At 59.9% G+C, this 25,216-nt stretch carries 20 protein-coding genes and 1 tRNA gene; 11 read left to right on the top strand and 10 right to left on the bottom strand.

Features of this window, described 5'->3' with window-relative positions:
- The first annotated feature begins 74 nt into the window (after nucleotides 1–74).
- Nucleotides 75–374 carry a PilZ domain-containing protein gene (locus KBY02_RS20325; RefSeq protein WP_003407020.1) on the top strand — a complete coding sequence of 100 codons (300 nt, stop codon included), beginning with the start codon at nucleotides 75–77 and terminating at the stop codon, nucleotides 372–374.
- A gap of 88 nt (nucleotides 375–462) precedes the next feature.
- Here KBY02_RS20325 and KBY02_RS20320 read toward each other — a convergent pair whose 3' ends face one another.
- A complete protein-coding gene (locus KBY02_RS20320) occupies nucleotides 463–1,164 on the bottom strand; it encodes a VacJ family lipoprotein (protein ID WP_225650716.1) in 702 nt (233 codons plus the stop codon).
- Between the two features lie 198 nt (nucleotides 1,165–1,362).
- On the opposite strand from KBY02_RS20320, the gene KBY02_RS20315 reads away from it, so the two are divergent.
- Together KBY02_RS20315 and KBY02_RS20310 are read left to right on the top strand one after the other, a co-directional pair.
- Complete coding sequence (locus KBY02_RS20315) at nucleotides 1,363–1,971, top strand: hypothetical protein (protein WP_003407024.1); 609 nt, start codon at nucleotides 1,363–1,365, stop codon at nucleotides 1,969–1,971.
- Nucleotides 1,972–2,074: 103 nt separating this feature from the next.
- Entirely contained in the window at nucleotides 2,075–2,344 is a 270-nt protein-coding gene (locus KBY02_RS20310; RefSeq protein WP_032655219.1) for a DUF4404 family protein, read from the top strand.
- A gap of 149 nt (nucleotides 2,345–2,493) precedes the next feature.
- Here the strand turns inward: KBY02_RS20310 and queF are convergent, their stop codons facing one another.
- The 4 genes from queF to KBY02_RS20290 form a co-directional block, all read right to left on the bottom strand.
- A complete protein-coding gene (gene queF / locus KBY02_RS20305; RefSeq protein ID WP_003405689.1) occupies nucleotides 2,494–3,324 on the bottom strand; it encodes an NADPH-dependent 7-cyano-7-deazaguanine reductase QueF in 831 nt (276 codons plus the stop codon).
- Between the two features lie 130 nt (nucleotides 3,325–3,454).
- A complete protein-coding gene (locus KBY02_RS20300; RefSeq protein ID WP_024661066.1) occupies nucleotides 3,455–4,699 on the bottom strand; it encodes a lipoprotein-releasing ABC transporter permease subunit in 1,245 nt (414 codons plus the stop codon).
- Nucleotides 4,700–4,774: 75 nt separating this feature from the next.
- Nucleotides 4,775–5,458, bottom strand: coding sequence for a lipoprotein-releasing ABC transporter ATP-binding protein LolD (gene lolD, locus KBY02_RS20295; RefSeq protein ID WP_225650715.1), 684 nt, complete (start codon nucleotides 5,456–5,458; stop codon nucleotides 4,775–4,777).
- A gap of 7 nt (nucleotides 5,459–5,465) precedes the next feature.
- The gene (locus KBY02_RS20290; RefSeq protein WP_225650714.1) at nucleotides 5,466–6,716 is read right to left on the bottom strand and encodes a lipoprotein-releasing ABC transporter permease subunit; all 1,251 of its coding nucleotides are present in this window, start codon (nucleotides 6,714–6,716) and stop codon (nucleotides 5,466–5,468) included.
- Between the two features lie 102 nt (nucleotides 6,717–6,818).
- Here KBY02_RS20290 and KBY02_RS20285 point away from each other — a divergent pair, with 102 nt between their 5' ends.
- Complete coding sequence (locus tag KBY02_RS20285) at nucleotides 6,819–7,406, top strand: PilZ domain-containing protein (RefSeq protein WP_003405698.1); 588 nt, start codon at nucleotides 6,819–6,821, stop codon at nucleotides 7,404–7,406.
- A 41-nt stretch (nucleotides 7,407–7,447) separates the two neighbouring features.
- The gene (locus KBY02_RS20280; protein WP_003405702.1) at nucleotides 7,448–8,170 is read left to right on the top strand and encodes a glycerophosphodiester phosphodiesterase; all 723 of its coding nucleotides are present in this window, start codon (nucleotides 7,448–7,450) and stop codon (nucleotides 8,168–8,170) included.
- Between the two features lie 42 nt (nucleotides 8,171–8,212).
- Here KBY02_RS20280 and sthA read toward each other — a convergent pair whose 3' ends face one another.
- Nucleotides 8,213–9,607: a Si-specific NAD(P)(+) transhydrogenase gene (gene sthA / locus KBY02_RS20275; protein WP_003436620.1), complete on the bottom strand. Its 1,395-nt coding sequence runs from the start codon at nucleotides 9,605–9,607 to the stop codon at nucleotides 8,213–8,215.
- 165 nt (nucleotides 9,608–9,772) lie between these two features.
- On the bottom strand, nucleotides 9,773–10,795 hold the full coding sequence (locus KBY02_RS20270) for an FAD:protein FMN transferase (RefSeq protein WP_162496682.1): 1,023 nt from the start codon (nucleotides 10,793–10,795) through the stop codon (nucleotides 9,773–9,775).
- A gap of 381 nt (nucleotides 10,796–11,176) precedes the next feature.
- On the opposite strand from KBY02_RS20270, the gene KBY02_RS20265 reads away from it, so the two are divergent.
- Complete coding sequence (locus KBY02_RS20265) at nucleotides 11,177–12,469, top strand: MFS transporter (RefSeq protein ID WP_003405709.1); 1,293 nt, start codon at nucleotides 11,177–11,179, stop codon at nucleotides 12,467–12,469.
- Between the two features lie 64 nt (nucleotides 12,470–12,533).
- Here KBY02_RS20265 and KBY02_RS20260 read toward each other — a convergent pair whose 3' ends face one another.
- Nucleotides 12,534–13,796 carry an MFS transporter gene (locus KBY02_RS20260; protein ID WP_225650713.1) on the bottom strand — a complete coding sequence of 421 codons (1,263 nt, stop codon included), beginning with the start codon at nucleotides 13,794–13,796 and terminating at the stop codon, nucleotides 12,534–12,536.
- Between the two features lie 147 nt (nucleotides 13,797–13,943).
- A complete protein-coding gene (locus KBY02_RS20255; RefSeq protein WP_024640601.1) occupies nucleotides 13,944–15,407 on the bottom strand; it encodes a glyceraldehyde-3-phosphate dehydrogenase in 1,464 nt (487 codons plus the stop codon).
- A 190-nt stretch (nucleotides 15,408–15,597) separates the two neighbouring features.
- Here KBY02_RS20255 and mfd point away from each other — a divergent pair, with 190 nt between their 5' ends.
- The 3 genes from mfd to KBY02_RS20240 all read left to right on the top strand — a co-directional run bounded on the left by mfd (nucleotide 15,598) and on the right by KBY02_RS20240 (nucleotide 22,406).
- Entirely contained in the window at nucleotides 15,598–19,050 is a 3,453-nt protein-coding gene (gene mfd, locus KBY02_RS20250) for a transcription-repair coupling factor (RefSeq protein ID WP_004410256.1), read from the top strand.
- An 11-nt stretch (nucleotides 19,051–19,061) separates the two neighbouring features.
- Nucleotides 19,062–19,586 (top strand): CsiV family protein, encoded by a 525-nt coding sequence (locus KBY02_RS20245; RefSeq protein ID WP_003405718.1) that lies wholly within the window; start codon nucleotides 19,062–19,064, stop codon nucleotides 19,584–19,586.
- 75 nt (nucleotides 19,587–19,661) lie between these two features.
- Nucleotides 19,662–22,406, top strand: coding sequence for a DEAD/DEAH box helicase (locus tag KBY02_RS20240; RefSeq protein ID WP_225650712.1), 2,745 nt, complete (start codon nucleotides 19,662–19,664; stop codon nucleotides 22,404–22,406).
- Between the two features lie 13 nt (nucleotides 22,407–22,419).
- On the opposite strand, the gene KBY02_RS20235 is transcribed toward KBY02_RS20240, so the two are convergent.
- Nucleotides 22,420–22,986, bottom strand: coding sequence for a cysteine hydrolase family protein (locus tag KBY02_RS20235; RefSeq protein ID WP_225650711.1), 567 nt, complete (start codon nucleotides 22,984–22,986; stop codon nucleotides 22,420–22,422).
- 113 nt (nucleotides 22,987–23,099) lie between these two features.
- Here KBY02_RS20235 and KBY02_RS20230 point away from each other — a divergent pair, with 113 nt between their 5' ends.
- Both KBY02_RS20230 and KBY02_RS20225 read left to right on the top strand, forming a co-directional pair.
- On the top strand, nucleotides 23,100–23,849 hold the full coding sequence (locus KBY02_RS20230; protein ID WP_003315093.1) for a 3-oxoacyl-ACP reductase family protein: 750 nt from the start codon (nucleotides 23,100–23,102) through the stop codon (nucleotides 23,847–23,849).
- 178 nt (nucleotides 23,850–24,027) lie between these two features.
- Nucleotides 24,028–24,117, top strand: a tRNA-Ser gene (locus KBY02_RS20225).
- Nucleotides 24,118–25,216: the final 1,099 nt, after the last annotated feature.

The raw sequence follows: 25,216 nt of genomic DNA, 5'->3' as shown, positions 1-25,216 counted from the left end.
TTGCGCTCTTTACATCGCAAATCACCCAGAGTTATAAGAACTCACAAATCAGCAACTAAAACGAAGGACTGTACATGAGTCGAAATGATCGCGACTACGAGGAAAAACGGGATTACATCCGCATGCGCGTCGATGCAGACGTCAACCTGATCCATGCCGGCCAAGTGATTCCCGCCGTGTGCATTGACCTTTCCAGCTCGGGCATGCAGGTTCAGGCGCCACGCTCGTTCCAGGTGGGAGACAAACTCAGCGTGAGTATTGACTCCGACCATCCTGCGCTCAAGGGGCTTGAAGCCGAAACCGAGGTGGTCTGGGTGAATGATGAAGAAGGTGGTGGACAGAAACTGGGGCTTTCAATCATCTCGATGAAGTGAAAACCGGCGGAACAGGTTCACACTTTTACAAAATAATAAAGGCGACCCAGGGTCGCCTTTATTGATTCATGCAGAGGCAAAGTAGCGATTAAAAATCGTCTTCAACCTTGCCGTCCTTGACCTTGAACTCGCGGTTCTGCAGGTAGGCATTGCGAATGAAGGTGTAGCGATCGCCGCTGACCATGCGCTCGGCAGACAGCAGGCTGGCACGTGTATCGATCAGGTTGACGCCCAGTGCGGTGTTACGGGTCGGGACGTGATCGATGTAGCGGTAGGGCGAGGTGTAGGTGTCCGGGTACTTGGCGATTGCATCACGTACAGTGCTTGGCCCCAGCAACGGAATGACCACGAACGGGCCGCTCGGCACGCCCCAGTAGCCCAGCGTCTGACCGAAGTCCTCATCATTGCGTTGCAGGCCCATGCGGGTGCCCACGTCGATGAAGCCCAGCAGGCCGAAGGTGGTGTTGACGATCAGACGCGCAGTGTCGACGCCAGCCGCTTCAGGCTTGGCTTGCAGCACGTTGTTCGCCAGATTGCCGACATCGCCGATGTTGCTGAAGAAGTTATGGATACCGTCTTCGACGAATTGCGGTGCGATGTACTGATATCCCTTGGCCAACGGCTTGAGCGTGTAAGCGTCAAGGATATCGTTGAATTTGAAAATGGGACGGTTGATGCCTTCCCATGGATCATCTTCAGCGGCCTGCACGGCCACCGGAGCCAGCGCGATGCCGGCACACAGGGACAATTGCAGCAAACGTTTGATAAAGCCTGCACCGGTCACGGGCATAGCTGACACTCCTGATCGAGATATCGAAATAATGACGCGGGTGCTACGCCCCACACGCTAGGACAGGGAGTATAAAGCCTTCTGTCGAGAATAAGGCAGGTCTGTCAGCAAAGGGTTCCGGATAAACTTCGTCATCGCACCTTCATCGAAGTGTCACAAAAGATCGGTAGCGTTTCTCGATATTTCAGAGAGATCCTCATGCTCGCCCCGGTCCTCACGCCTCTGCCAACCTTCCCTGCCCTGCTGTTCGGCCTTAGCGGCTGCCTGGTGGACTTCGGTGCGCAGGCCGCAAACTCGCGCGCACCCGGCCATGAGCACACGCAGCTCACACCGGGTGCAAAGGCTATTCTGCAGACCCTGCGTGACCAGAGCATGCCTTGCGCCTGGCTCGATGAACTGCCTGAAAACGTGAGCGCTGCACTGGCTGCACCGGTGAGTGACTGGATGATTCCCGCCCCACGCCCGACCGCAGGCTGGCCCGCCCCGGATGCCTGCTGGATGGCATTGATGGCCCTGAAAGTCAGCCACCTGGATGGCTGCGTACTGATCAGCGGCGACCCGCGCCTGTTGCAGTCCGGGCTGAACGCCGGGCTGTGGACCATTGGCCTGGCATCCTGCGGCCCACTGTGCGGGCTCTCGCCTTCACAATGGCAGGCACTCAGTGATGCCGAACGCGAACGGCGACGCGCGCAGGCCACACTCAAACTCTATTCGCTGGGGGTGCATTCGGTGATCGACCACCTGGGCGAACTGGAATCCTGCCTGGCCGACATCGCACTGCGTCGCAGCAAAGGCGAAAAACCCTGATACACATGCAGCCAGGTGCAGACTGGATTAGTCTTGAGTGAACATGGACCTTTAGCTCTTCGGCGAAGTCCATGAGACAGACTTATCAATCAAGGAGCACCTCATGCCTGCCCGCGAACTGCAAGAACAACTCGATACCCTGCGCGAGCAACTGGAGCACAACCCGCCGATGTCAGAGTCCGAGCGGGAAAATCTGCGCGAACTCATGCAACAAATTGAAACTAAAATTCAGCTGGAACAGGCCACCCACGAGCAGGACAGCAGCCTGGCTGATGGTGTGAATCTGGCCGTCGAGCGTTTCGAGCTGGAGCATCCGACCATCGCCGGCACTTTGCGCAACATCGTGCAGACGCTGGGTAACATCGGAGTCTGATCGGGGAATGCCGCTCTGCTGGCTCTGCGTCCGAACGCTGATGCGCGGTGCGACGCGGAGCATCGGCACTACTGACACCTATCGTTCCTCACGCTCCGCGTGGGAATGTCGCTCCGGACGCTCTGCGTCCGCTCCGCGGGCCTCAGACACTACTGCCGCGCCAGCCTGCGGTTGTCTACGTCGAGCGTTTCAGTGCTGCGGTACGGGTTGATGTCCAGACCACCGCGGCGCACGTAGCGCGCATATACGGTGAGTTTCTCCGGCTTGAGCAGGCGCTGCAGGTCGAGGAAGATTCTTTCCACACACTGCTCATGAAAATCCGAGTGCTGGCGGAAACTGACGATATACGCCAGCAGGCTGGCGTGATCCAGAGCCGCGCCGCGATATTCGACCACTACGCTGCCCCAGTCAGGCTGGCTGGTGACCGGGCAGTTGGATTTGAGCAGATGGCTGTGCACGCTCTCTTCCACCACCCGCGAGTCATCACAACGCAGTAACTCGGGCTGCGGTCGGTCGTAGCTGCTGACAGAGATGTCCAGGTCGTCGATACACACGCCCGGCAACGCAGCAACACCCTCCTCTTCGATTTCCGCCAGGCTGCGAATACGCACGCCAACCGGCTTGCCCGCAGCAGCCGAGAGATCCTGTTCGAGGGTGGTCTGCAGCTGTTCGACGGTCGCGAAAGCCGTCTGATTCAACGAATTGAGGTACAGCTTGAATGACTTCGATTCGATGATGTTCGGCGATTCGGCCGGGATACTGAACTCGCCAATGGCCACCACCGGCTTGCCGGAAGGCAGCAGCCATGACAGCTCGTAGCAGTTCCAGAAATCGACACCCTGATAAGGCAGCGTCTGCGCGGTGAGCCCAAGCTCGGCCCATTTGGCGGCACGCGGGATCGGGAACAACAGAGACGGCGTGTAGGTGGCGATGTACTCACTGGACTTGCCCAGCGGCGAGTGTTCGGCTGCGGGATGCATGGCGATACCTGGATCATGAATGAACGCGGCGAGTTTATAGCGTTTGCCTGGGGCTTTCAGCGAAAATCCGCTCTGCCCCGCCACCCTCGCAGGCCGCCCTGCGGCCTCGACGAAGGTGACTCAGGCCCTGTCACTCGTAACGCAGTGCATGCGCTGGCTGGATCTGCGCGGCGCGCCATGCGGGGTAGATGGTCGCCAGAAAGCTCAGGATAAACCCGGCACCGCAGATCAACAGCACGTCACCGGCCTGCAGTTCGGAAGGCAGGTTGCTGATGAAATACACATCGGAACTGAAGATGTGCTGACCGCTGACCCGCTCGACCCAGCCCACCAGGCTGCTGACGTTCAGCGCCGCAATAATCCCCAGGATGCCGCCGATCAAGGTACCGACGATGCCGATGACGGTGCCCTGAACCACGAAGATCGCCATGATCTGCCGCGGCGTGGCGCCGATGGTGCGCAGTATGGCGATGTCTGCGCCCTTGTCGTTGACCACCATGATCAGCGTGGCAATGATGTTGAACGCTGCCACGGCGACGATCATCAGCAGCAACAGACCGATCATGGTCTTTTCCATCTTCATGGCGCTGAACAGGCTGCCCTGGGTGTGGGTCCAGTCATCGGCGCGATAGCCCTCACCCAGACCGGCGGCAATGGCGGTGGACACCTGGGGTGCCTTGTACAGATCCTTGAGCGCCAGCCGCACGCCCTGAACCTGATTGGGCTGCCAGCGTTGCATCTGCGCCGCATCGGCGATGTTGATCAGGCCCATCGAACCATCCAGTTCGGCACCGACCTTGAAGATACCCACGACGGTCAGGCGTTGCATGCGCGGCGTGATGCCGCCGGGAGCGCTGCTGACTTCCGGGACGATCAGGGTCAGCTTGTCGCCGATGCTCAGGCGAAAGCGGCGCGCGGTGATGTCGCCGAGCACTACGCCGAACTCGCCCGGCTTGAGGTCTTCGAGGTTTCCGCGGGTGATGTGCTGCGTGACGATCGACACCTCATGTTCCAGCGCCGGGTCTACGCCGCTGATCTGGATCGGCTGCATCGAGCCCTTGTAGGAGAGCATGCCTTCCATGTCGGTGAACGGCACGGCAGCGGTCACTTCAGGGTTTTTCAGCGCCGCGTCGGCCAGCGGTTTCCAGTCATCGACCGGAGTGCTACCGGCAATCACCGCGTGCGGCACCATGCCGAGAATCCGCGAGCTCATTTCCCGCTGGAAACCGTTCATGACCGACAGCACCACGATCATCGCCAGGACACCGAGTGCCAGACCGATCATCGAGGTCATCGAAATGAACGAGATGAAGCTTTTGCGGCGTTTGGCGCGGGTATAGCGCATGCCGATGAAGATGGGTAACGGTCTGAACATTCGCGAAGCACCGTGGAAAAATACACCGTATAAAAACTGGAACCCGACGCGATGAATTGCGCCGGGCCGGGTCGATCAGGCCTCGACGAGGCGGCCGTCTTCCAGACGCAGGACACGGTCCATTTGCCGGGCCAGGCTCATGTCGTGGGTCACGATCAGAAACGCCGTGCGCGATGACGTGCTCAATTCACGCATCAGGTCCTGAATGCCCTGCGCGGCGTGGTGATCGAGGTTGCCGGTTGGCTCGTCAAGCATCACCAGACCCGGCTGATTGATCAGGGCGCGGGCAATCGCCACGCGCTGACGCTCGCCACCAGACAGCTCCGAAGGCTTGTGCGCCAGACGATGACCGAGGCCGACACGCTCCAGCAATGCAGTGGAGCGCTTGCGGGCTTCGGGGATCGGCGTACGGCCGATCAACAACGGCATGCAGACGTTTTCAAGCGCGGTGAATTCGGGCAGCAGGTGGTGGAACTGGTAGACGAAGCCCAGCGCCCGGTTACGCAGCAGGCCGCGAGCCTTTTCGCCCAGCGCCGACAACTCTTCGCCCGCCAGCCAGACACTGCCTTCGGACGGCGTGTCCAGACCGCCCAACAGGTTGAGCAAGGTACTTTTGCCCGACCCCGAACTGCCGACGATCGCGACACGCTCGCCAGGGTGCAATTCCAGCTGCAGGCCGGACAACACCACCACCGACTCCGGGCCTTCCTCGTAGGATTTACCCAGGTTGCGGCAACTCAATACTGCTTTATCAGACATGCCCGACTCACTCATAACGTAACGCCTCCGCCGGCTGGGTGCGCGCAGCACGCCAGGCGGGATACAGGGTGGCGAGGAAACTCAGGACCAACGCTGCACCACAGACCTGGAACACGTCCTGGGCCATCAGTTGCGAAGGCAGGTAATCAATGAAGTAGACGTCGGCGTTGAGAAACTTGTGGCCGATCAGCCCTTCGAGTGCGGAAATGGCTGCGCTGACATTGAGCGCCGCCAGAATCCCCAGTGCCGCGCCGATCAGCGTGCCAACCACGCCGATCACCGTGCCCTGGACCATGAATATCGCCATGATCTGTCGCGGCGTAGCACCCAGGGTACGCAGAATCGCGATGTCGCCCTTCTTGTCATTGACCACCATCACCAGCGTGGAAATGATGTTGAAGGCCGCCACCGCCACGATCAGCAGCAGCAACAGACCGATCATGGCTTTTTCCATGCGGATCGCCTGATACAGGTTGCCGTGGGTGCGCGTCCAGTCACGCGAGTAGAAATTGTTTTCGCCCAGCTTCTGCGCGATTTCCCACGAAGTGCGTGGCGCGGCGAACAGGTCGTCGAACTTGAGACGCAGGCCCTGCACCTGATTGGGCTTCCAGCGGTGCAGACGGCCCAGGTCATCAAGGTTGGTCAGCCCCAGGAAGCCGTCGATTTCGCCGGCGCCGACGTGAAAGATGCCGGTCACCTCGAAGCGCTTCATGCGCGGGAACATCCCGGCTGGCGTCACCGTTACTTCAGGCGCAACGAAGGTCAGCTTGTCGCCGATGCCGACGCCCAGCTTGGCCGCGGCCTTGTCGCCGATCATGATGCCGAAGCTGCCGGGCGACAGACTGTCGAGCTGGCCCTGCTTGATGAAGTGGTCAATGATCGAGACCTTGCGCTCTTCAAGCGGGTCGATACCGTTGAGCAGCACTTTCTGGACCTTGCCGTCGTGGGTCAGCAAGCCCTGCATCTGGGTGAACGGCGCAACGGCCAGCACCTGCGGGTTTTCCTGAACCTTCGCGGCCAGACCGCGCCAGTCGGTGATCGGGTCAGCAGATTCGATGGTCGCGTGCGGCACCATGCCGAGCACGCGGGTACGCATTTCGTGATCGAAACCGTTCATCACCGATAACACGACTATCATGACCACAACGCCCAGGGCGAGGCCGATCATGGAGGTCATGGAGATGAAGGAAACAAAATGATTGCGTCGCTTCGCACGGGTGTAGCGCGTGCCGATAAATACAAAAAGAGGTCTGAACATGTAGGAATTTGTTCGCAGGAATGAGGACGTCCGTGTGGCGGGCCTTGACGTGCAGCTTTACACTCGAAACTCTCTGACCACCGCCGCTAGCTTGGGTTCGCCATGTCGACATTAGATGAAGCAGGACGCCGCGAATACTACCGTATCGACGACAGCGTCGCACTGGAAATTAACCCCCTGTCTGCCGCCGACCAGGCAAGCCAGGATGCCATGCAGGACACCTCGACGCTGTTCGACCTGCTCAGCGAGCTGCATGTCAGCGAGTTCGAGTCGCAGCATCTGATGCGCCAGCTCGACGAGCGCGACCGGGTGCTGAACAGTTTTCTCAAGTCGCTGAGCAAGCGCATCGACCTGCTGGGCGAAGTGGTTGCCCACACCGCACTGGGCAAGCTGGGCGCGCCTCAGCCGGTCAAGCTGTCTGAAGGCGGGATTCAGTTCAATTCGCAACAGGCTTTTGCCGTCGGCGAACAACTGTCGATCAAGATGGTGCTCATGCCCCAGGCCGCGGGTCTGATGCTGCGCGCCAGGGTTTCGCAATGCGACACGCTGGCCGACGGCAATTTCTATATCAGTACCGAGTTCGTCAATCTCCCGGATGCGCAGCGCCAGTTACTCGCCCGCCATGTATTGCAGCGTCAGGCTCAGCAGCGGCGTCAGGCGCTGGAACAAGGCCAGCCCTCCGGAAATTGAACGCCCGGCCCCTTTATCACTATCAGTAGCCAGGAGTAAACGTGACCCTTATCTACGGCCACCGCGGCGCCAAGGGCGAAGCACCGGAAAATACCCTGACCAGCTTTCAGGAATGCCTCAAGCACGGCGTGCGCCGCTGTGAACTGGACCTGCATCTTTCAAAGGATGGAGAGTTGATGGTCATTCATGACCCGACCCTCAAACGCACCACCGACCGGCGCGGCAAGGTCAATGAACACCTCGCCGCCGACCTGGTGACCTATGACGCGCGCAAGGGTGGCCCCGGCTGGGTCTCGCCGTGCCCGATTCCACGCCTGGAAGAACTCTTCGAACAATGCGCTTTCGAGCACTGGCAGTTGGAAGTCAAAAGCGCCTCACGCACTCGCGCCGCCAATACCGTGCTGGCGATTCGTGAAATGGCTCAGCGCCATGGCTTGCTGGACAAGGTGACGATCACCTCCAGCTCACGCGAAGTGCTGCGCGCCGCTCTGGACCTGACGCCGGACATCTCGCGCGGGCTGGTAGCCGAGTACGCCTGGCTCGACCCGTTGAAGGTCGCCCAGAGCTACGGCTGTGAAATTCTGGCATTGAACTGGACACTGTGTACCCCGGAGCGCCTGCAGAAAGCACAGCGTCAGGGCCTGCATGTGTCGGTATGGACAGTCAACGAGCCTGCACTGATGCGCAGGCTCGCTGATTTCGGCGTCGACAGCCTGATTACAGACTTTCCCGGTTTGGCCACCGCCACGCTCGGGAATCACTGAAATCGGTCTCCCCGGCCGGCTCAGGCCACCGGCCGGAGTCGCTTAAAAAAGCCGGTTGAGGCCGTCGTATGCGGCTACCCGATAGGCTTCGGCCATGGTCGGGTAGTTGAACGTGGTGTTGACGAAGTACTTCATGGTGTTCGCTTCACCCGGCTGGCTCATGATTGCCTGACCGATGTGCACGATCTCGGACGCCTGGTCGCCGAAGCAATGCACGCCCAGCACCTCGAGCGTCTCGCGGTGGAACAGGATCTTCAGCATCCCGACCCGCTCACCGGAAATCTGCGCGCGCGCCATGCCCTTGAAGAACGCCTTGCCCACCTCGTAAGGCACCTTGGCCTGCGTCAGTTCGTGTTCGTTCTTGCCGATCGAGCTGATCTCGGGAATGGTGTAGATCCCGGTCGGCACATCGTTGACATAACGCCAGCTGCCATTGTCGACCATGCTGCCCGCGGCCGAACGACCCTGGTCGTAAGCAGCACTGGCCAGGCTTGGCCAGCCAATCACATCGCCTGCGCCGTAGACGTTGGAAACGCTGGTGCGGTAGGTCTCGTCCACTTCGATCTGACCACGACCATTGGCTTTCAGACCAATGTTCTCAAGACCCAGCTTGTCGGTGTTGCCGGTACGGCCGTTGCACCACAGCAAGGCATCGGCCTTGATCTTCTTGCCGGACTTGAGGTGCAGGATAACGCCGTTATCCAGGCCTTCGACCTTCTCGTATTCTTCGTTGTGGCGAACCATCACGTTGTTGTTGCTGAAGTGATAGCTCAGCGCCTGGGAGATTTCCGAATCCAGGAAGCTCAGCAACTGGTCACGGTTATCCACCAGTTCGACCAGCACGCCAAGGCCGCTGAAGATCGAGGCGTATTCGCAGCCGATCACACCGGCGCCATAAATGATCAGCTTGCGCGGGGTATGGCCCAGGCTGAGGATGGTGTCGCTGTCGTAGATGCGCTTGTGACTGAAATCGATGTCGGCCGGCCGATAGGGGCGCGAACCGGTGGCGATGATGATCTGGTTGGCCACCAGCTTTTCCACCACACCGTTGGTGCAGACCACGTTGATGCTGGTCTCGTCGGCAAAACTGCCGGTGCCGAAGAACACGTCGACGCGGTTGCGGGCGTAGTAACTGGTGCGCGAGGCCACTTGCTTGGAGATGACCATTTCAGCGTTTTTCAACACATCCGGAAACGAAAACCAGCGCGGCTCGCCGATGGCACGAAACATCGGGTTGGTGTTGAACTGAATGATCTGCTTGACCGAGTGACGCAGGGCCTTGGACGGAATGGTGCCCAAATGGGTGCAGTTACCGCCCACTTGCCGACGGCTGTCGACCATGGCGACCTTGCGCCCCGCCTTGGCGGCGTTCATTGCCGCGCCTTCTCCGGCAGGGCCGGAACCCAGTACCACTACGTCGTAGTTGTAGACAGCCATGCGTACTCCTTTAAACAGACCGAGGCGCCACTCTGGCATCTCTGGCTAAATCACGCGGCGCAGTCTAGCGCTGCACCGAGGCGGCGAACATTAACCCTTGGTCGCGTCGAAGGCCAATTTTTGTCTGCACATGGCGCAACTGACCGGATGATCCGGCCCGCTGAATTACCGCGGCTGCTGCACAACCAGATGATCAAACGACGCGTTGCTGCGGATGATAAAGCGCTTATCGGCACGAATCACAAAAAAAGCAGGGATTTTATGTTCTTGCGCATAATCCCAACCGCGCTGCGGGCCGAGAATCAACAGCAGGGAAGACAGACCGTCAGCCATCAGCGCCGAGGGATGAATGACCGTCACCGACGCCAGACTGTGGCTGATCGGCTTACCGCTCAAGGCATCGAGCGTATCGGAAATGCGCCACCCGGCATGGTCGACGTAGCGACGATAGTCGCCCGACGTAGACACGGCGTAGCCTTTCAGCGGAAACACTTTTTGCGTGACAGTGCCATCATCGAGCGGCGCGTCCAGGGTCACCCGCCAGGGCGAGCCGTCGGGCTTGAGCCCGCTGACTTTCAGTTCACCCGTGGCCTGCACCAGATAATCGTGCAAGCCGAGCGCGTCCATCCGTTCGCTGATCCGATCGACCGCATAGCCGGCGGCGATGCTGTTGAGGTCCACTTGCACGGCGGCACTCTTGCACAACCGGTCGCCGACGATGCGCAGGTTGCGATAACCGACCAGCGCCTGAGTCCGGGCCAGTTGCCGCACCAGCGGCATCTGCTCGAACAGCGTATGAGGCCCCAACCCCCACAGGTCCATCAACGGCTTGACCGTCAGATCGAAGGCTCCGTCGCTCTCCTGCGCCAACTGTTCGCCCACGCCGATCAGTTTCAAGACCGGTTCCGGCATCACCTGGCAGCTATTGGCAGGCAACGCATTGAAGCGCTCGATATCCGAATCCGCGCGCCAGAGCGACATCTGCTGATCGACCTCGTCCAGAATCGCTTCGACCTCGGGACGCACAGCCCCAGGCTCCGGCTGCCCGGAAGCGCGCGCATACACCACGGAATAATGACTGCCCATGGTCGGCCCGCCAAAGCTTTCCAGCTTGCGTTCCTGACCACAACCACTGCACACCAGCAACACGAGGCACCCTGCAACCTTGCCAAACCTACGCAAACCCATGCCCCGCACTATAAAAACCTTCAGAGTGACTTGCTGCCATTGGCGAACAAGCCAGAAAAGCGTCCATAACCTGCTCTGACACCCAGTGAACCGTCCCGATACAAGGCCGACCCTCATATTGAGTGGTCGAGGGCCATTAATGCTCCCTGCGCGCCCGGTCTATTCATCAAGTTTCATCAAAACGACACGCCGCACGTTCTCAATTGTCTTGACCTGTCAAGCGTCAGTTAACTGATAGCAAATCGCCGAAACGGTTGTCTTTGAGCCCTGTTACACATACTGTTACAAGTGCGCATCGCCAGTTGCACACACGAAATGGCGATGCGAACGGGATAAAAACGACAACGGACTCCAAGCCGACGAGCCTGAGCGAGTAACTAAATGGCCTCCACAACAAGTAAGGGCAAAGCGATCTTTCGCGTTGTCAGCGGTAACTTCCTCGAGATGTTCGATTTCATGGTCTACGGCTTCTATGCCACGGCCATCGCGAAAACCTTCTTCCCTTCCGACAGCGCTTTCGCTTCGTTGATGCTGTCGCTGGCGACCTTCGGCGCAGGCTTCCTGATGCGTCCGCTGGGCGCAATCTTTCTCGGTGCCTACATCGACCGTCACGGGCGTCGCAAAGGGCTGATTATCACCCTCGCGATGATGGCAATGGGCACTCTGTTGATTGCCTGCGTGCCGGGCTACTCCACATTGGGCGTCATCGCCCCTTTGCTGGTGCTGCTCGGTCGTTTGCTGCAAGGTTTCTCGGCAGGTGTGGAACTGGGTGGTGTTTCGGTGTACCTGGCTGAAATCTCGACGCCGGGTCGCAAAGGCTTCTTCGTCAGCTGGCAGTCCGCCAGCCAACAGGCCGCCGTGGTCTTCGCCGGCTTGCTGGGCGTGGGTCTCAACCACTGGCTGAGCCCGGAGCAGATGGGTGAATGGGGCTGGCGCGTGCCGTTCCTGATCGGCTGCCTGATCGTGCCGGCCATCTTCATCATCCGTCGCTCGCTGGAAGAGTCCCCAGAGTTCGAAGCCCGCACGCATCGCCCGACGCTGAGTGAAGTGGTGCGCTCTATCGGCCAGAACTTCGGTCTGGTGCTGGGCGGCATGGCGCTGGTGGTCATGACCACCGTGACGTTCTACCTGATCACCGCTTACACCCCGACGTTCGGCAAGAACGAGTTGAACCTGACAGACCTTGAAAGCCTGCTGGTGACGGTCTGCGTTGGTGTGTCCAACTTCATCTGGCTGCCGATCATGGGCTCGTTCTCGGACCGCATCGGCCGCAAGCCGCTGCTGATTGCGGCGACTGTACTGGCAATCGCCACTGCCTACCCTGCCCTGTCGTGGCTGGTTGCGCACCCGAGCTTCGGCAACCTGCTGATGGTCGAGTTGTGGCTGTCGTTCCTGTATGGCTCCTACAACGGGGCAATGGTTGTGGCGCTGACCGAGATCATGCCGGTCGACGTCCGCACCACCGGCTTCTCGCTGGCCTACAGCTTGGCGACTGCAACCTTCGGTGGTTTTACCCCGGCGGCCTGTACTTACCTGATTCACGTACTGGACAACAAGGCAGCGCCAGGTATCTGGCTGACCGGCGCAGCGGTGCTGGGTCTGGTTGCAACGCTGATACTGTTCCGCAAGGGTGGACAGAAGCTTGAAGCGCCCGTCGCGGCTTCCGCCAGCTGATTGATCGCGGCATTGCAAAAAGAAAACCCCGGCTCGAGAGTCTCTCGGCCGGGGTTTTGCGTTTTCAGACCTTGCGTTTCCAGGGCCGAAAGCTGAGCCAGAGCAGCACGCCAAGCAATTGCAGCGCAATCATGAGGCCCAACGACCACTGATAAGCCTCAAGCGGGTGACCGGCACCCTGGGGCGCTGGCCACAGATTAAGTACTGCTCCCATCAGCCACTGCAGGAAAAACGCCAGCACGAACACCACCAGATTGAACGAGGAACTGACCCTGCCCGCCAGCTCCGGCGACACCGATTGCGCCACAATGGCGTAGTTCATGGTCGTCGAGGTGCCAAAGAAGCTGAAGCCCATGGCAATCAGGTAAGGCGATACCGGCAAGCCGCTGGCCATCAGCACCTGAAAGCCGATGAAGATCAGCATACCGGTGCCGCAGATCATGATCGGCTGTACGCCGAACCTGCGCAGGTAATCGGTGATCGCGCCGAACGTCAGAGCCCCTGCCACCATCGCGATGGCTCCGAACAACAGCACATTGGCCATAGCGGAATCACTCAGGCCGGCCATATCGCGCAACCACGGCCCCATCCACAATGACAGCACCGACATGTAGATGGCATGCGCGAACACCGAATACAACGCCAGACGCCAGAATGTCCACGACGCGTACAGCTTGCCGACAGCGGCAAACATGTCGGCGTAGCGAGTGTTTTTGCTCTCGTAGGTCTTGGGGACGCTGAGGTGTATGACCACCGCCACACAAAAGGTCAGCAGCGCCAGAACCAGAAACGCTTCTCGCCAGGTTAACCAGCTCAGCAACGCATGCAATGGCGTGGTCGACGCCATCGCGCCCAGCCCGCCGATCGACAGCAGGCAGGCAGTACTCAGTGGCAAACGCTCAACCGGCAACCAGATGGCACACGCCTTGATCGCACTCATCAGCGAGCCCGCTACTCCCAGGCCAATCAGCCCTCGCCCGATCAACAGCCCTGTCTCGGTGCTGGAAATACTGAAAATGACCGAACCGGCGACCGCGAACAGCAGCATCGGCGCCTGCACGCTGCGTGGCCCATAGCGGTCCAGCATCACGCCAAGCGGAATCTGCGCCGCCGCGAAGGTCAGAAAATACACGCCAGTCAACAACCCCAGGCTGCTCGCGGGCAAACTCAGGTCGGCTTGCAGGTCGACGTAAATCACTGCGTTGACGGTGCGAAACAGGTAGGAAACGAAATGCCCCAGCCCAAAGGGGATGAAGATCGTCAGAAACAGCAGGAAGAAGCTGCTTTTGAGGGGGTGTTGCGAACCGTCCAGGGCCGAACTGCTCATCCTTGGTGACTCCATCGTCCAGAAAATCTGCGCGTGACAGATTCTCATGGTCAGCCACAAAACAAAACGGGCCGAAGCCTGCCTGCGCAGGGTTCGGCCCGTTTATCTGCTGTCCCGGTCAGACCGGGCAGCTTAAGCGTTCAACGTTTACTGCGGAAAAGCTGGCGGATTGACGTCTGCCATGTCTTCCATCACGCGAACCACCTGATGGCTGTAACCGAATTCGTTGTCGTACCAGACATACAGCACAACGCGGTTGTCGTTGACGATGGTGGCTTCGGCATCCACGACACCGGCGTGACGCGAGCCAACGAAGTCCGTGGAGACCACTTCCTGCGAGTTCACGAAGTCGATCTGCTTGTGCAGGTCCGAGTGCAGCGCCATGTAGCGCAGGTACTCGTTCATTTCTTCGCGAGTGGTCTGCTTCTCGAGGTTGAGGTTGAGAATGGCCATGGACACGTTCGGCGTCGGAACACGAATCGCGTTGCCGGTCAGCTTGCCGGCCAGCTCGGGCAATGCCTTGGCAGCAGCGGTGGCCGCACCGGTTTCGGTGATGACCATGTTCAACGCGGCGCTACGGCCGCGACGATCGCCCTTGTGGAAGTTGTCGATCAGGTTCTGGTCGTTGGTGTACGAGTGAACCGTTTCGACGTGACCGTTGGTGATGCCGAACTTGTCGTTGACCGCCTTGAGCACCGGCACGATGGCGTTGGTGGTGCAGGATGCCGCCGAGACGATCTTGTCGTCCGCAGTGATTTCACCGTGGTTGATACCGTGCACGATGTTCTTCAGCTTGCCTTTGCCCGGCGCGGTCAGGACCACGCGGTCGATGCCCGGGCAGGCCAGATGCTGACCCAGACCTTCGGCATCACGCCATACACCGGTGTTGTCCACCAGCAGAGCGTCCTTGATACCGTACTGGGTGTAATCCACCTCGGACGGGTTCTTGGCGTAGATCACCTGAATCAGGTTGCCGTTGGCGGTGAGCGTGCTGTTGGCTTCGTCGATGGTGATGGTGCCATCGAACGGACCGTGAACCGAGTCACGGCGCAGCAGGCTGGCGCGCTTGACCAGATCGTTTTCCGCGCCCTTGCGGACCACGATGGCGCGCAGACGCAGGCCGTCGCCACCACCGGTCTTCTCGATCAGGATCCGCGCCAGCAGGCGACCGATACGACCGAAACCGTACAGCACGACGTCGGTGCCCTTGCGTGGGCTGGCGCCCTGCTGACCCACTACACTGGCCAGTTCTTCACGGACGAACTGCTCTGGCGTGCGGCCATTGCCTTCGGTCTTGAACTTCACCGCCAGCTTGCCCAGGTCCACCGAAGCGGCACCCAGCTTGAGCTCGCTCATCGCTTTGATCAGCGGGAACGTCTCGTGTACGGACAACTCAACCGCATCGGACTGACGATGACGCGCAAAGCGGTGAGCTTTGAGAATCGCGATGACTGAACGGTTGATCAGGCTACGGCCATAGATCGAGCTCACCACATTATTATTGCGGTAGAGCTGACCGATGAGCGGGATCATCGCTTCGGCGAGAGCTTCACGATCAATCCATTCACCAAGACACTGGTCGGGCTTCTGAGTCACGGGAACCTTCCACATGTAGGGGCTGAAAAAAGGGGCTACATTATGACCGCGCCTTTGTTTATGAGCAATGCACGGCTGTCATATCGACGCGCACTACATAATTTTCGCCCGTAAATACTCGGTAATACTCCGGAAAACTGACAGCCACCACCTTCCCCCGTTACAATCGCCGCCCCTGTTGCAACGCCTGGAGCCCGACCTTCCCGTGCCAGTTCTGCGTCTACCGCATCTTTCTGCCGCTGCAGGCAAACAACACTGGGGCAATCTTCCCGGTGCCACACTGAGCCTGGCCATTGCCGAAGCCGCCAGCGCGGCCAAGCGCTTCACCCTGCTGCTGACCGCCGACAGCCAAAGCGCCGAGCGGCTCGAGCAAGAGCTGAAGTTTTTTGCACCTACGCTGCCGGTTCTGCACTTCCCGGACTGGGAAACCCTGCCCTACGACCTGTTTTCGCCGCACCAGGACATCATTTCCCAGCGTATTGCCAGCCTCTATCGCCTGCCGGAACTGGAGCATGGCGTTTTGGTAGTTCCCATCACCACCGCCCTACATAGACTGGCGCCGACCAAATTTCTGCTCGGCAGCAGCCTGGTGCTGGATGTCGGCCAGAAGCTCGATGTGGAAGCCATGCGTACGCGCCTGGAAGCCAGCGGCTACCGGTATGTGGATACGGTCTACGAACACGGCGAGTTCACCGTGCGCGGGGCGCTGATCGATCTGTTCCCGATGGGCAGCAAGCTGCCGTTTCGGATCGACCTGTTCGACGATGAAATCGAAACGCTGCGCACCTTCGATCCGGACACCCAGCGCTCCATCGACAAGGTCGAGTCGGTGCGCCTGTTGCCTGCCCGTGAATTCCCGTTACAGAAGGAAGAAGTCACACGCTTCAAGGCGCGCTTTCGCGAGCGCTTCGATGTGGACTTCCGACGCAGCCCGATTTTCCAGGACTTGAGCAGCGGCATCACGCCTGCCGGCATCGAGTACTACATCCCGCTGTTCTTCGAGGAAACCTCGACGCTGTTCGATTACCTGCCGCAGGACACCCAGGTGTTTTCCCTGCCGGGCATTGAGCAGGCTGCCGAGAACTTCTGGAACGACGTGCGCAACCGCTATGAAGAACGCCGCGTCGACCCTGCCCGGCCGCTGCTGCCGCCCGCAGAATTGTTTCTACCGGTAGAAGACTGTTTCGCGCGCCTGAAAAACTGGCCGCGCGTGGTCGCCAGCCAGCAGGATGTCGACGCCGGTGCCGGACGCGAGCGCTTCCCGGCGCAGTCCCTGCCGGACCTGTCCATCGAAGCCAAGGCCACTCAACCACTGGCGGCCCTGTCGAATTTTCTGGATGACTTCCCCGGTCGCGTGCTGTTCACCGCCGAGTCCGCCGGACGCCGGGAAGTGCTGCTGGAACTGCTCGAACGCCTCAAGCTGCGCCCCAAAACCGTCGACAGCTGGCTGGATTTCGTCGACGGCAAGGACCGACTGGCAATCACCATCGCACCGCTTGACGAAGGCCTGCTGCTGGAACAACCAGCCCTGGCGCTGATCGCAGAAAGCCCGCTGTTCGGCCAGCGCGTCATGCAACGCCGTCGCCGCGAAAAGCGCACCGACGGCGGCAACAACGATGCGGTCATCAAGAACCTCACCGAGCTGCGCGAAGGCGCGCCGGTGGTGCACATCGATCACGGCGTGGGTCGTTATCTCGGGCTCGCGACCCTGGAAGTCGAAAACCAGGTCGCCGAATTCCTGATGCTGGCCTACGCCGAAGACGCCAAGCTGTACGTACCCGTCGCCAACCTGCACCTGATTGCGCGTTACACCGGCAGCGACGACGAAACCGCGCCGCTGCACCGCCTGGGCTCGGAAACCTGGCAGAAAGCCAAACGCAAGGCTGCCGAGCAGGTCCGTGACGTGGCCGCCGAACTGCTGGATATCTACGCGCGTCGCGCGGCCCGCGAAGGCTATGCGTTTGCCGACCCGAAAGCCGATTACGCGACCTTCAGCGCAGGCTTCCCGTTCGAAGAGACACCGGATCAGCAGACCACCATCGACGCCGTGCGCGCCGACATGCTGGCGCCCAAGCCGATGGATCGTCTGGTCTGTGGCGACGTGGGTTTCGGCAAGACCGAAGTGGCCATGCGTGCCGCTTTCATCGCCGTGCATGGCGGGCGTCAGGTGGCCATTCTGGTGCCGACCACCCTGCTCGCGCAGCAGCACTACAACAGTTTCCGCGACCGTTTCGCCGACTGGCCGGTGACCGTCGAGGTGATGAGCCGCTTCAAGTCGGCCAAGGAAGTCAGCGCCGCAGTTGCCGATCTGGCCGAGGGCAAGATCGACATCGTCATCGGGACGCACAAGCTGTTGCAGGATGACGTCAAGATCAAGAACCTCGGCTTGGTGATCATCGACGAAGAACACCGGTTTGGCGTGCGCCAGAAAGAACAGCTCAAGGCGCTGCGCAGCGAGGTCGATATTCTGACCCTGACCGCAACGCCGATCCCGCGCACCCTGAACATGGCCGTGTCGGGCATGCGCGACCTGTCGATCATCGCTACGCCACCGGCGCGCAGGCTGTCGGTGCGCACTTTCGTGATGGAGCAGAACAAGCCGACCATCAAGGAAGCCCTGCTGCGTGAGCTGTTGCGCGGCGGCCAGGTCTATTACCTGCACAACGACGTCAAGACCATCGAGAAATGCGCCGCCGATCTGGCCGAGCTGGTGCCGGAAGCGCGTATCGGCATCGGCCACGGGCAGATGCGCGAGCGCGAACTCGAACAGGTGATGAGCGACTTCTACCACAAGCGCTTCAATGTGCTGATCGCCTCGACCATCATCGAGACCGGCATCGACGTGCCGAGCGCCAACACCATCATCATCGAGCGCGCCGACAAGTTCGGTCTGGCCCAGTTGCACCAGTTGCGCGGTCGTGTCGGGCGCAGTCACCACCAGGCTTACGCCTACCTGCTGACCCCGCCACGCAAACAGATTACCCACGACGCCGAAAAGCGTCTGGAAGCGATTGCCAATACTCAGGACCTTGGCGCGGGCTTCGTGCTCGCCACCAATGACCTGGAGATCCGTGGCGCAGGCGAACTGCTCGGGGACGGCCAGAGCGGCCAGATCCAGGCGGTGGGCTTTACCCTGTACATGGAAATGCTCGAGCGCGCGGTGAAGTCGATTCGCAAGGGCGAACAGCCCAATCTCGATCAGCCACTGGGCGGCGGACCGGAAATCAACCTGCGCGTGCCGGCCTTGATCCCCGAAGCCTACCTGCCGGATGTGCACACGCGCCTGATTCTCTACAAGCGCATTGCCAACGCTGCTGACGAAGAAGCACTGAAGGACCTGCAGGTCGAAATGATCGACCGCTTCGGCCTGCTGCCGGAACCGACCAAGAATCTGGTGCGTATCACGCTGCTCAAACTGCACGCCGAACAGCTGGGCATCCGGAAAATCGACGGTGGCCCGCAAGGTGGCCGTATCGAGTTCGCGGCCGAGACGCCGGTTGATCCTTTGACCCTGATCAAGCTGATCCAGAGCCAGCCCAACCGCTACAAGTTCGAAGGCGCCACGCTGTTCAAATTCATGGTTCCCATGGAGCGCCCGGAAGAGCGCTTCAACACGATCGAAGCGCTGCTTGAGCGCCTGACCCCGAAAACTGCTTGAAGGATTCACGCATGCTTCTGTTTCGTTCATTGATCCTGCTGCTGACGCTGATCGCGCCGGCCGCGTTCGCCGATGGCCTGTATCAGGTCGAGATTCTGCTGTTTCGCCAGAACGGCGAGCCGGCCTCGACCCGCCAGCTTGTACCGGAAAACTGGGACAAGGGCGCACAGAAGATCGACGCGAACGATGAACGAAGCCCCGCGCTCAATGATCTGGCGAGCAAACTGCAAGGCAGCGGCCACTATGAAGTACTGATGCAGCGCGCCTGGCAGCAGAGCATCGGCACCGAACCGGGCAAGGTCGCCATCACCAGTGGTGAAGAGCGGCTTGGGCATTTCCCGATCGAGGGTACCGTGAGTCTGGCGATGGCACGCTTCACCGATATTGGTGCACAATTCTGGGTCAACCAGCTGGACCCGCATGGCGTGGTCATCAGCAGTGAACGATTGAAGCAGACTGCCAGGGTAAAGAACGGTGAGCTGACCTATCTGGACAATGGCAACCTCGCGTTGCTGATCAAGGTTTCTCCTCTTTGATCTTTACGTACGCAAGGGACGCCCAAGCGTCCCCTTTCTTTTTGAGCATCGCTGCGGCGTAGGGCTTTTTAAAACTTGTCGTCCATTCTCGAAAAAGTCCTGGCTGCGGCCTGGACAGACCTATTCCACGAGCGAACGCTTGAGCGAGGGCGCGACTACGCCCGGCAAAAACGCATCGTGCTGGAAGACTCCAGCCCGCAGATCATCCGCACCGCCTGTCGGGGCTCGGGCCTGGAAATCTACACCCAGACGCTGCTGTTCAAGGACCCCGATCGCTACAAGAACTACCTGACCTGCAAATGCACCTGCCCGGTTCGCAACGACTGCAAACACTGCGTGGCCGCCCTGCTGTTTCTGCAGGACCCGCACAACCGTCCGCTGCTGCAGGCCGCGCTGGCCTCGCACCAGCAAGAGATGGAAAAGCCTGTCGAACAAAAGCCCAGGTTGCCGGAGCGCCTGATCGATGACCTGCAGCCACGGCCCAGGCTGATTCTGGCCAGCATCGAGTTCAGTGCCTACGAGCCGCGCAACGGGCGTATGCAGCGACACATCCAGCACCGTGCCGCGCTGGCCTTTGCCTACGGCAAGCATTACGCGGTCGGCACCACCAACGTCAGCATTCTGGTCAGTTCGCTGGGCAGCGATCTGGTGAACCAGAAAAGCGACATCATCGAACACACCGACACCGAAACCCTGCGCATCCGTCGTCAGGGCGAACGGGAGCGGCAGTTGCGCCAGGAACTGGCCGATCTGGGTTTCAAGGTCGCCACCCGGCAAAGCAAGGCACTGCCCGACAGCGCCGGTGACATGTACGAACTGCCCAACGACAAGGCCTGGCTGCATTTTGTCCTCGATGACCTGCCGCGGCTGCGCGAGCAAGGCTGGGAAATCGACATTCAGGAAGAGTTCGGCTTCGACGTCACGCCGGTGGAAGACTGGTACGCGGTCATCGATGAAGAGAACGAACGCGACTGGTTCGATCTGGAATTGGGCATCATCGTCAACGGCGAACGCCTGAGCCTGTTGCCGATCCTGATCAACCTGATCCGCAGCCATCCCGAACTGATGAGCCCATCAGCCGTGGCCAAGCGCGGGGACGAAGAACAACTGCTGGTGCAGCTCAACCACTTCACGCAAAGCGGCGGCAGCCCGGTACAGATCGCCCTGCCCTACGGCCGGCTCAAGCCGGTACTGGCGACGCTGGGGGACTTCTACTGGCGTCAGGAGGGCAACAACGCGCTGCGCATGAGCAAAGCCGATGCGGCACGCCTTACCCAGCTCGAAGACCTGCCGCTGACCTGGCAGGGCGGCGACCGCCTGCGTCACTTTGCCGAACGCCTGATCAACATCAAGGACGCGCCGGTCAGCCTGCCCGACGGGCTGAACGCTACGCTGCGCCCGTATCAGCTGGAAGGCCTGAGCTGGATGCAGTCGCTGCGCGAGCTGGAAGTCGGCGGCGTGCTGGCCGACGACATGGGCTTGGGCAAGACCCTGCAGACCCTGGCCCACCTGCTGATGGAAAAACAGGCCGGACGCCTCGATCGCCCGGCACTGGCGGTCATGCCGACCAGCCTGATCCCCAACTGGCTGGACGAGTCCGAGCACTTCACCCCGGACCTCAAAGTGCTGGCACTGTATGGCGCCAACCGCCATCAGGATGCAGGCAACCTTCAGGATTACGACCTGATTCTGACCACCTACGCGCTGCTACCACGGGACCTGGAGTTGCTCGAAAAGCAGCCCTTCCACGTGCTGATTCTCGATGAAGCCCAGTACATCAAGAACCCCAACAGCAAGGCCGCCCAGGCCGCACGCAACCTCAACGCCCGTCAGCGCCTGTGCCTGAGCGGTACGCCGCTGGAAAACCACCTGGGCGAGCTGTGGTCACTGTTTCACTTCCTGATGCCCGGCTGGCTGGGCAACAGCAAGGAATTCAACAGCAACTACCGCACCGCCATCGAAAAGCATGGCAACCAGGACCGCCTGCATCACCTCAATGCGCGCATCAAGCCATTCCTGCTGCGCCGTACCAAGGAACAGGTGGCGACCGAACTGCCACCCAAGACCGAGATCATCCACTGGGTCGACCTCAACGACGCGCAGCGCGATGTGTACGAAACCGTGCGCCTGGCGATGGACAAGAAGGTCAGGGACGAAATCACCCGCAAAGGCGTGGCACGCAGCCAGATCATCATTCTCGAAGCGCTGCTCAAGCTGCGTCAGGTCTGCTGTGACCTGCGCCTGGTCAATCAGGACCTGCCGGTCAACAGCAAACAGGGCACCTCGGGCAAGCTCAACAGCCTGATGGAGATGTTCGAAGAATTGCTGGCCGAAGGTCGCAAGATTCTGTTGTTCTCGCAGTTCACTTCGATGCTCAGCCTGATCGAGGAAGAGCTCAAGCAACGCGGTATCGCCTACGCCCTGCTGACCGGCTCGACCCGCGATCGCCGCACGCCGATTCACGATTTCCAGAGCGGCAAGCTGCCGATTTTCCTGATCAGCCTCAAAGCAGGCGGCACCGGCCTCAACCTCACCGCCGCCGATACGGTGATCCACTACGACCCGTGGTGGAACCCGGCAGCGGAAAATCAGGCGACCGACCGTGCGTACCGTATCGGCCAGGATAAGCCGGTGTTCGTCTACAAGATGATCGCGCGCGGCACTGTGGAAGAGAAAATCCAGCGCCTGCAGCGGGAAAAATCAGCGTTGGCAGCAGGTGTGCTCGACGGTCGCACCAGCGGCGACTGGAAACTGCGCGATGAAGACCTGCAGGCGCTGTTCGCGCCATTGCCCGCTGCACCGAAGAAAACCCGCAAGTAAGCCCGTCAGGCGATTATTCGACAGCCACCTGCTGGAGAATCTGCGCCGTCGACAGCACCGTAGCGTACTCGCCGTGCAGATTGGCCAGCGACATCGCGTGCACTTCTTCGGCACTGCGCGGCGTTCCGAAGAAGTCCTGTTGATCGAAGGTAAAGCAGGCATCGTGCGCAACCAGCACGTCAAACCCCAGATTGCCGCCACTGCGCGCGGTCGACTCGACAGAGTTGTTGGTGACCACACCGGCGATCACCAGCTGCCTGATCCCGTCGGAGCGTAACCACATTTCCAGAAAGGACCCGCAAAACGCGTCGGGGACCTGCTTGCTCAGCTCACGCTCATCGGCTTGCGGCACGAACGCTGGCTGGTACTCGACCCCTGACTGTTGCGGCCAGAACACTGATTCGGGTGACGTCGAAAAATGCCGGACGTGAATCACCGGCCTCCCGGATTGCCGCCAGGCATCGAGCAGAGCGCTGACATGGCTCTCGGCCAGTGGGTTATTACGTCGCCCGAGCCTGGGATGATGGATGCCCTGCTGCAGGTCGATCAGGATCAGCGCGCTGTTGTCTTGAATATCCATGATGAATCAGTCCGAACTTTTGGTTCAGCAAGACTATCGCAATCAAGGTCTATTCTGGTCGCAATCGTCGACAGCCTCAGGCTTGTCCGAGACCTGCCCCCAAGGAGAACATCATGATCGAACACCTTAAACTCGCCGGCAAAGTAGCGCTCGTGCAGGGCGGCTCACGTGGCATCGGCGCAGCCATCGTCCAGCGCCTGGCCAAAGAAGGCGCTGCCGTGGCGTTTACCTACGTCAGCTCCGAGGTCAGCGCTCTGGAGATTCAGGACAGCATCGTCGCCAATGGCGGCCGCGCACTGGCCATTCGCGCAGACAGCGCCGACGAAAAAGCCATCCGCCAGGCCGTGCAGACCACTGCCGAGACCCTTGGCAGGCTGGATATCCTGGTCAATAACGCCGGCATTCTGGCCATCGCGCCGCTCAATGAATTCAGCATGCAGGACTTCGACAAGACCCTGGCCATCAACGTGCGCAGCGTATTCATAGCCAGCCAGGAAGCCGCGCGACATATGGAAGAAGGCGGCCGCATCATCAACATTGGCAGCACCAACGCTGACCGCATGCCCTTTGCGGGCGGCGCCACGTACGCCATGAGCAAATCAGCGCTGATCGGCCTGACCAAAGGCATGGCCCGCGACCTCGGTCCGCAAGGCATCACCGTCAACAACGTCCAGCCCGGCCCGGTGGACACCGACATGAACCCGGCGCAGGGCGAATTCGCCGAAACCCTGAAAGCGCTGATGGCCCTGCCCCGCTACGGCACCAGCGAAGAAATCGCCAGCTTCGTCGCCTACCTCGCAGGCCCGGAAGCGGGCTACATCACCGGTGCCAGCCTGACCATCGACGGCGGCTTCAGCGCCTGACGCCTCCACCACAAGCGGCCCTTTGCCCAAGGGCCGCATCCCCCGCCAGGGCCTTTTACTGGCGAATCAGCGTTTATTTGCTTAAGCGCATGAAAAATCTGAAAAAAAGTTTTGCGTTAGGAAAAGCTTTCGACTACATTAGCGCGCCTCGGCAGACACAACGTTGTCGTCGAGATACGGTGAGGTGTCCGAGTGGCTTAAGGAGCACGCCTGGAAAGTGTGTATACAAGAAATTGTATCGAGGGTTCGAATCCCTCCTTCACCGCCATATTGATGCAACACAAAACCCCTGAATTCTGAAAGGAATTCAGGGGTTTTGTGGTTTCTGGGGTCTGAAAAAATGGCCGTGGGACGCTCCATGGGACAGATATGGGACAGAACAGCAAGATTCGCTGTCTTGCTGCTCTCAGCTGTAGTGAGGCCTGAAAAGCGCTGGTCCGGCGCAGCGCATCGACTGACGAGGAACGCAGGCCATGGCTTTAGGGAATTTCAGATGCCGCCTGCGGGATTCCGTGGAAATACTCGCGACCCACAAAAGCGATGTTAAAACTCGGCTTTATCTAGCAATTAATAATCGTCTCGTTTTTGCCAATGTTCCTGAAGTGCCTGAGCTGCCCGAGCAATTCAGAATTGCCATGCCCCTTTGGCTTATGTCGCCGTTTATGTGGAATGGAAAATCAACCAAAGGTCCGGAGAGACAGTGGAGCTTGGTAAGCAGGATCATGCTTTGGCGTCTTGTGACCGCGCCCCAGAGACTCGCTGACTGCTGCCATTAAGTGCGCAAGTCAAGCATGTGCAGCGCTGGCCCTACATACAGCCCTTGTAGCTCTCTGAAGCGAGTCCGTTGAGGCTGGAACTATTTTCCACGTTAAGCCACTCAACCTATCCATGATCACTGGAGCCCCCCCATGCCTCGCATTAACCCGACTAGCTTTACTGGAATCTATATTGAAACGACAGGCAATCCGAATCGAAGTGACTGACCACATCTGCGTTGGATGAGCTGAATAGAGGACACGCCGGTCGGACGGTAATTCGCAATATTGAGGCCGCCTGTGAAATGGATCCGGAGAAGCGGGTGGTCATCTCCAAGACAGATCAGGGCTCGGAAGCCAACATGCCAGGGCACTGGACTGGCTGCGCGCGGCCGACTCGCGACCCTTTTGTACCCTTTGTAGCCGGGAGAGGCGAGTCTGTCGCGGTACGATATAACTCTAGGGAAACTCTGAAAAAGACTTCCTAATTTGGCAAAATCTCCGGACACCAGTCGCCAAGCTTTTCGATGATGAAACAGATGACCTTCGCCGACGCCGAATACGCCGGCAAGCGCAAGCGGACCCGTAAGGAATTGTTCCTGATCGAGATGG

It is taken from the genome of Pseudomonas sp. P129 (assembly GCF_020312195.1).
Taxonomy (GTDB): Bacteria; Pseudomonadota; Gammaproteobacteria; order Pseudomonadales; family Pseudomonadaceae; genus Aquipseudomonas; species Aquipseudomonas fragariae.
This window is presented reverse-complemented; position numbering and strand designations above follow the sequence as displayed.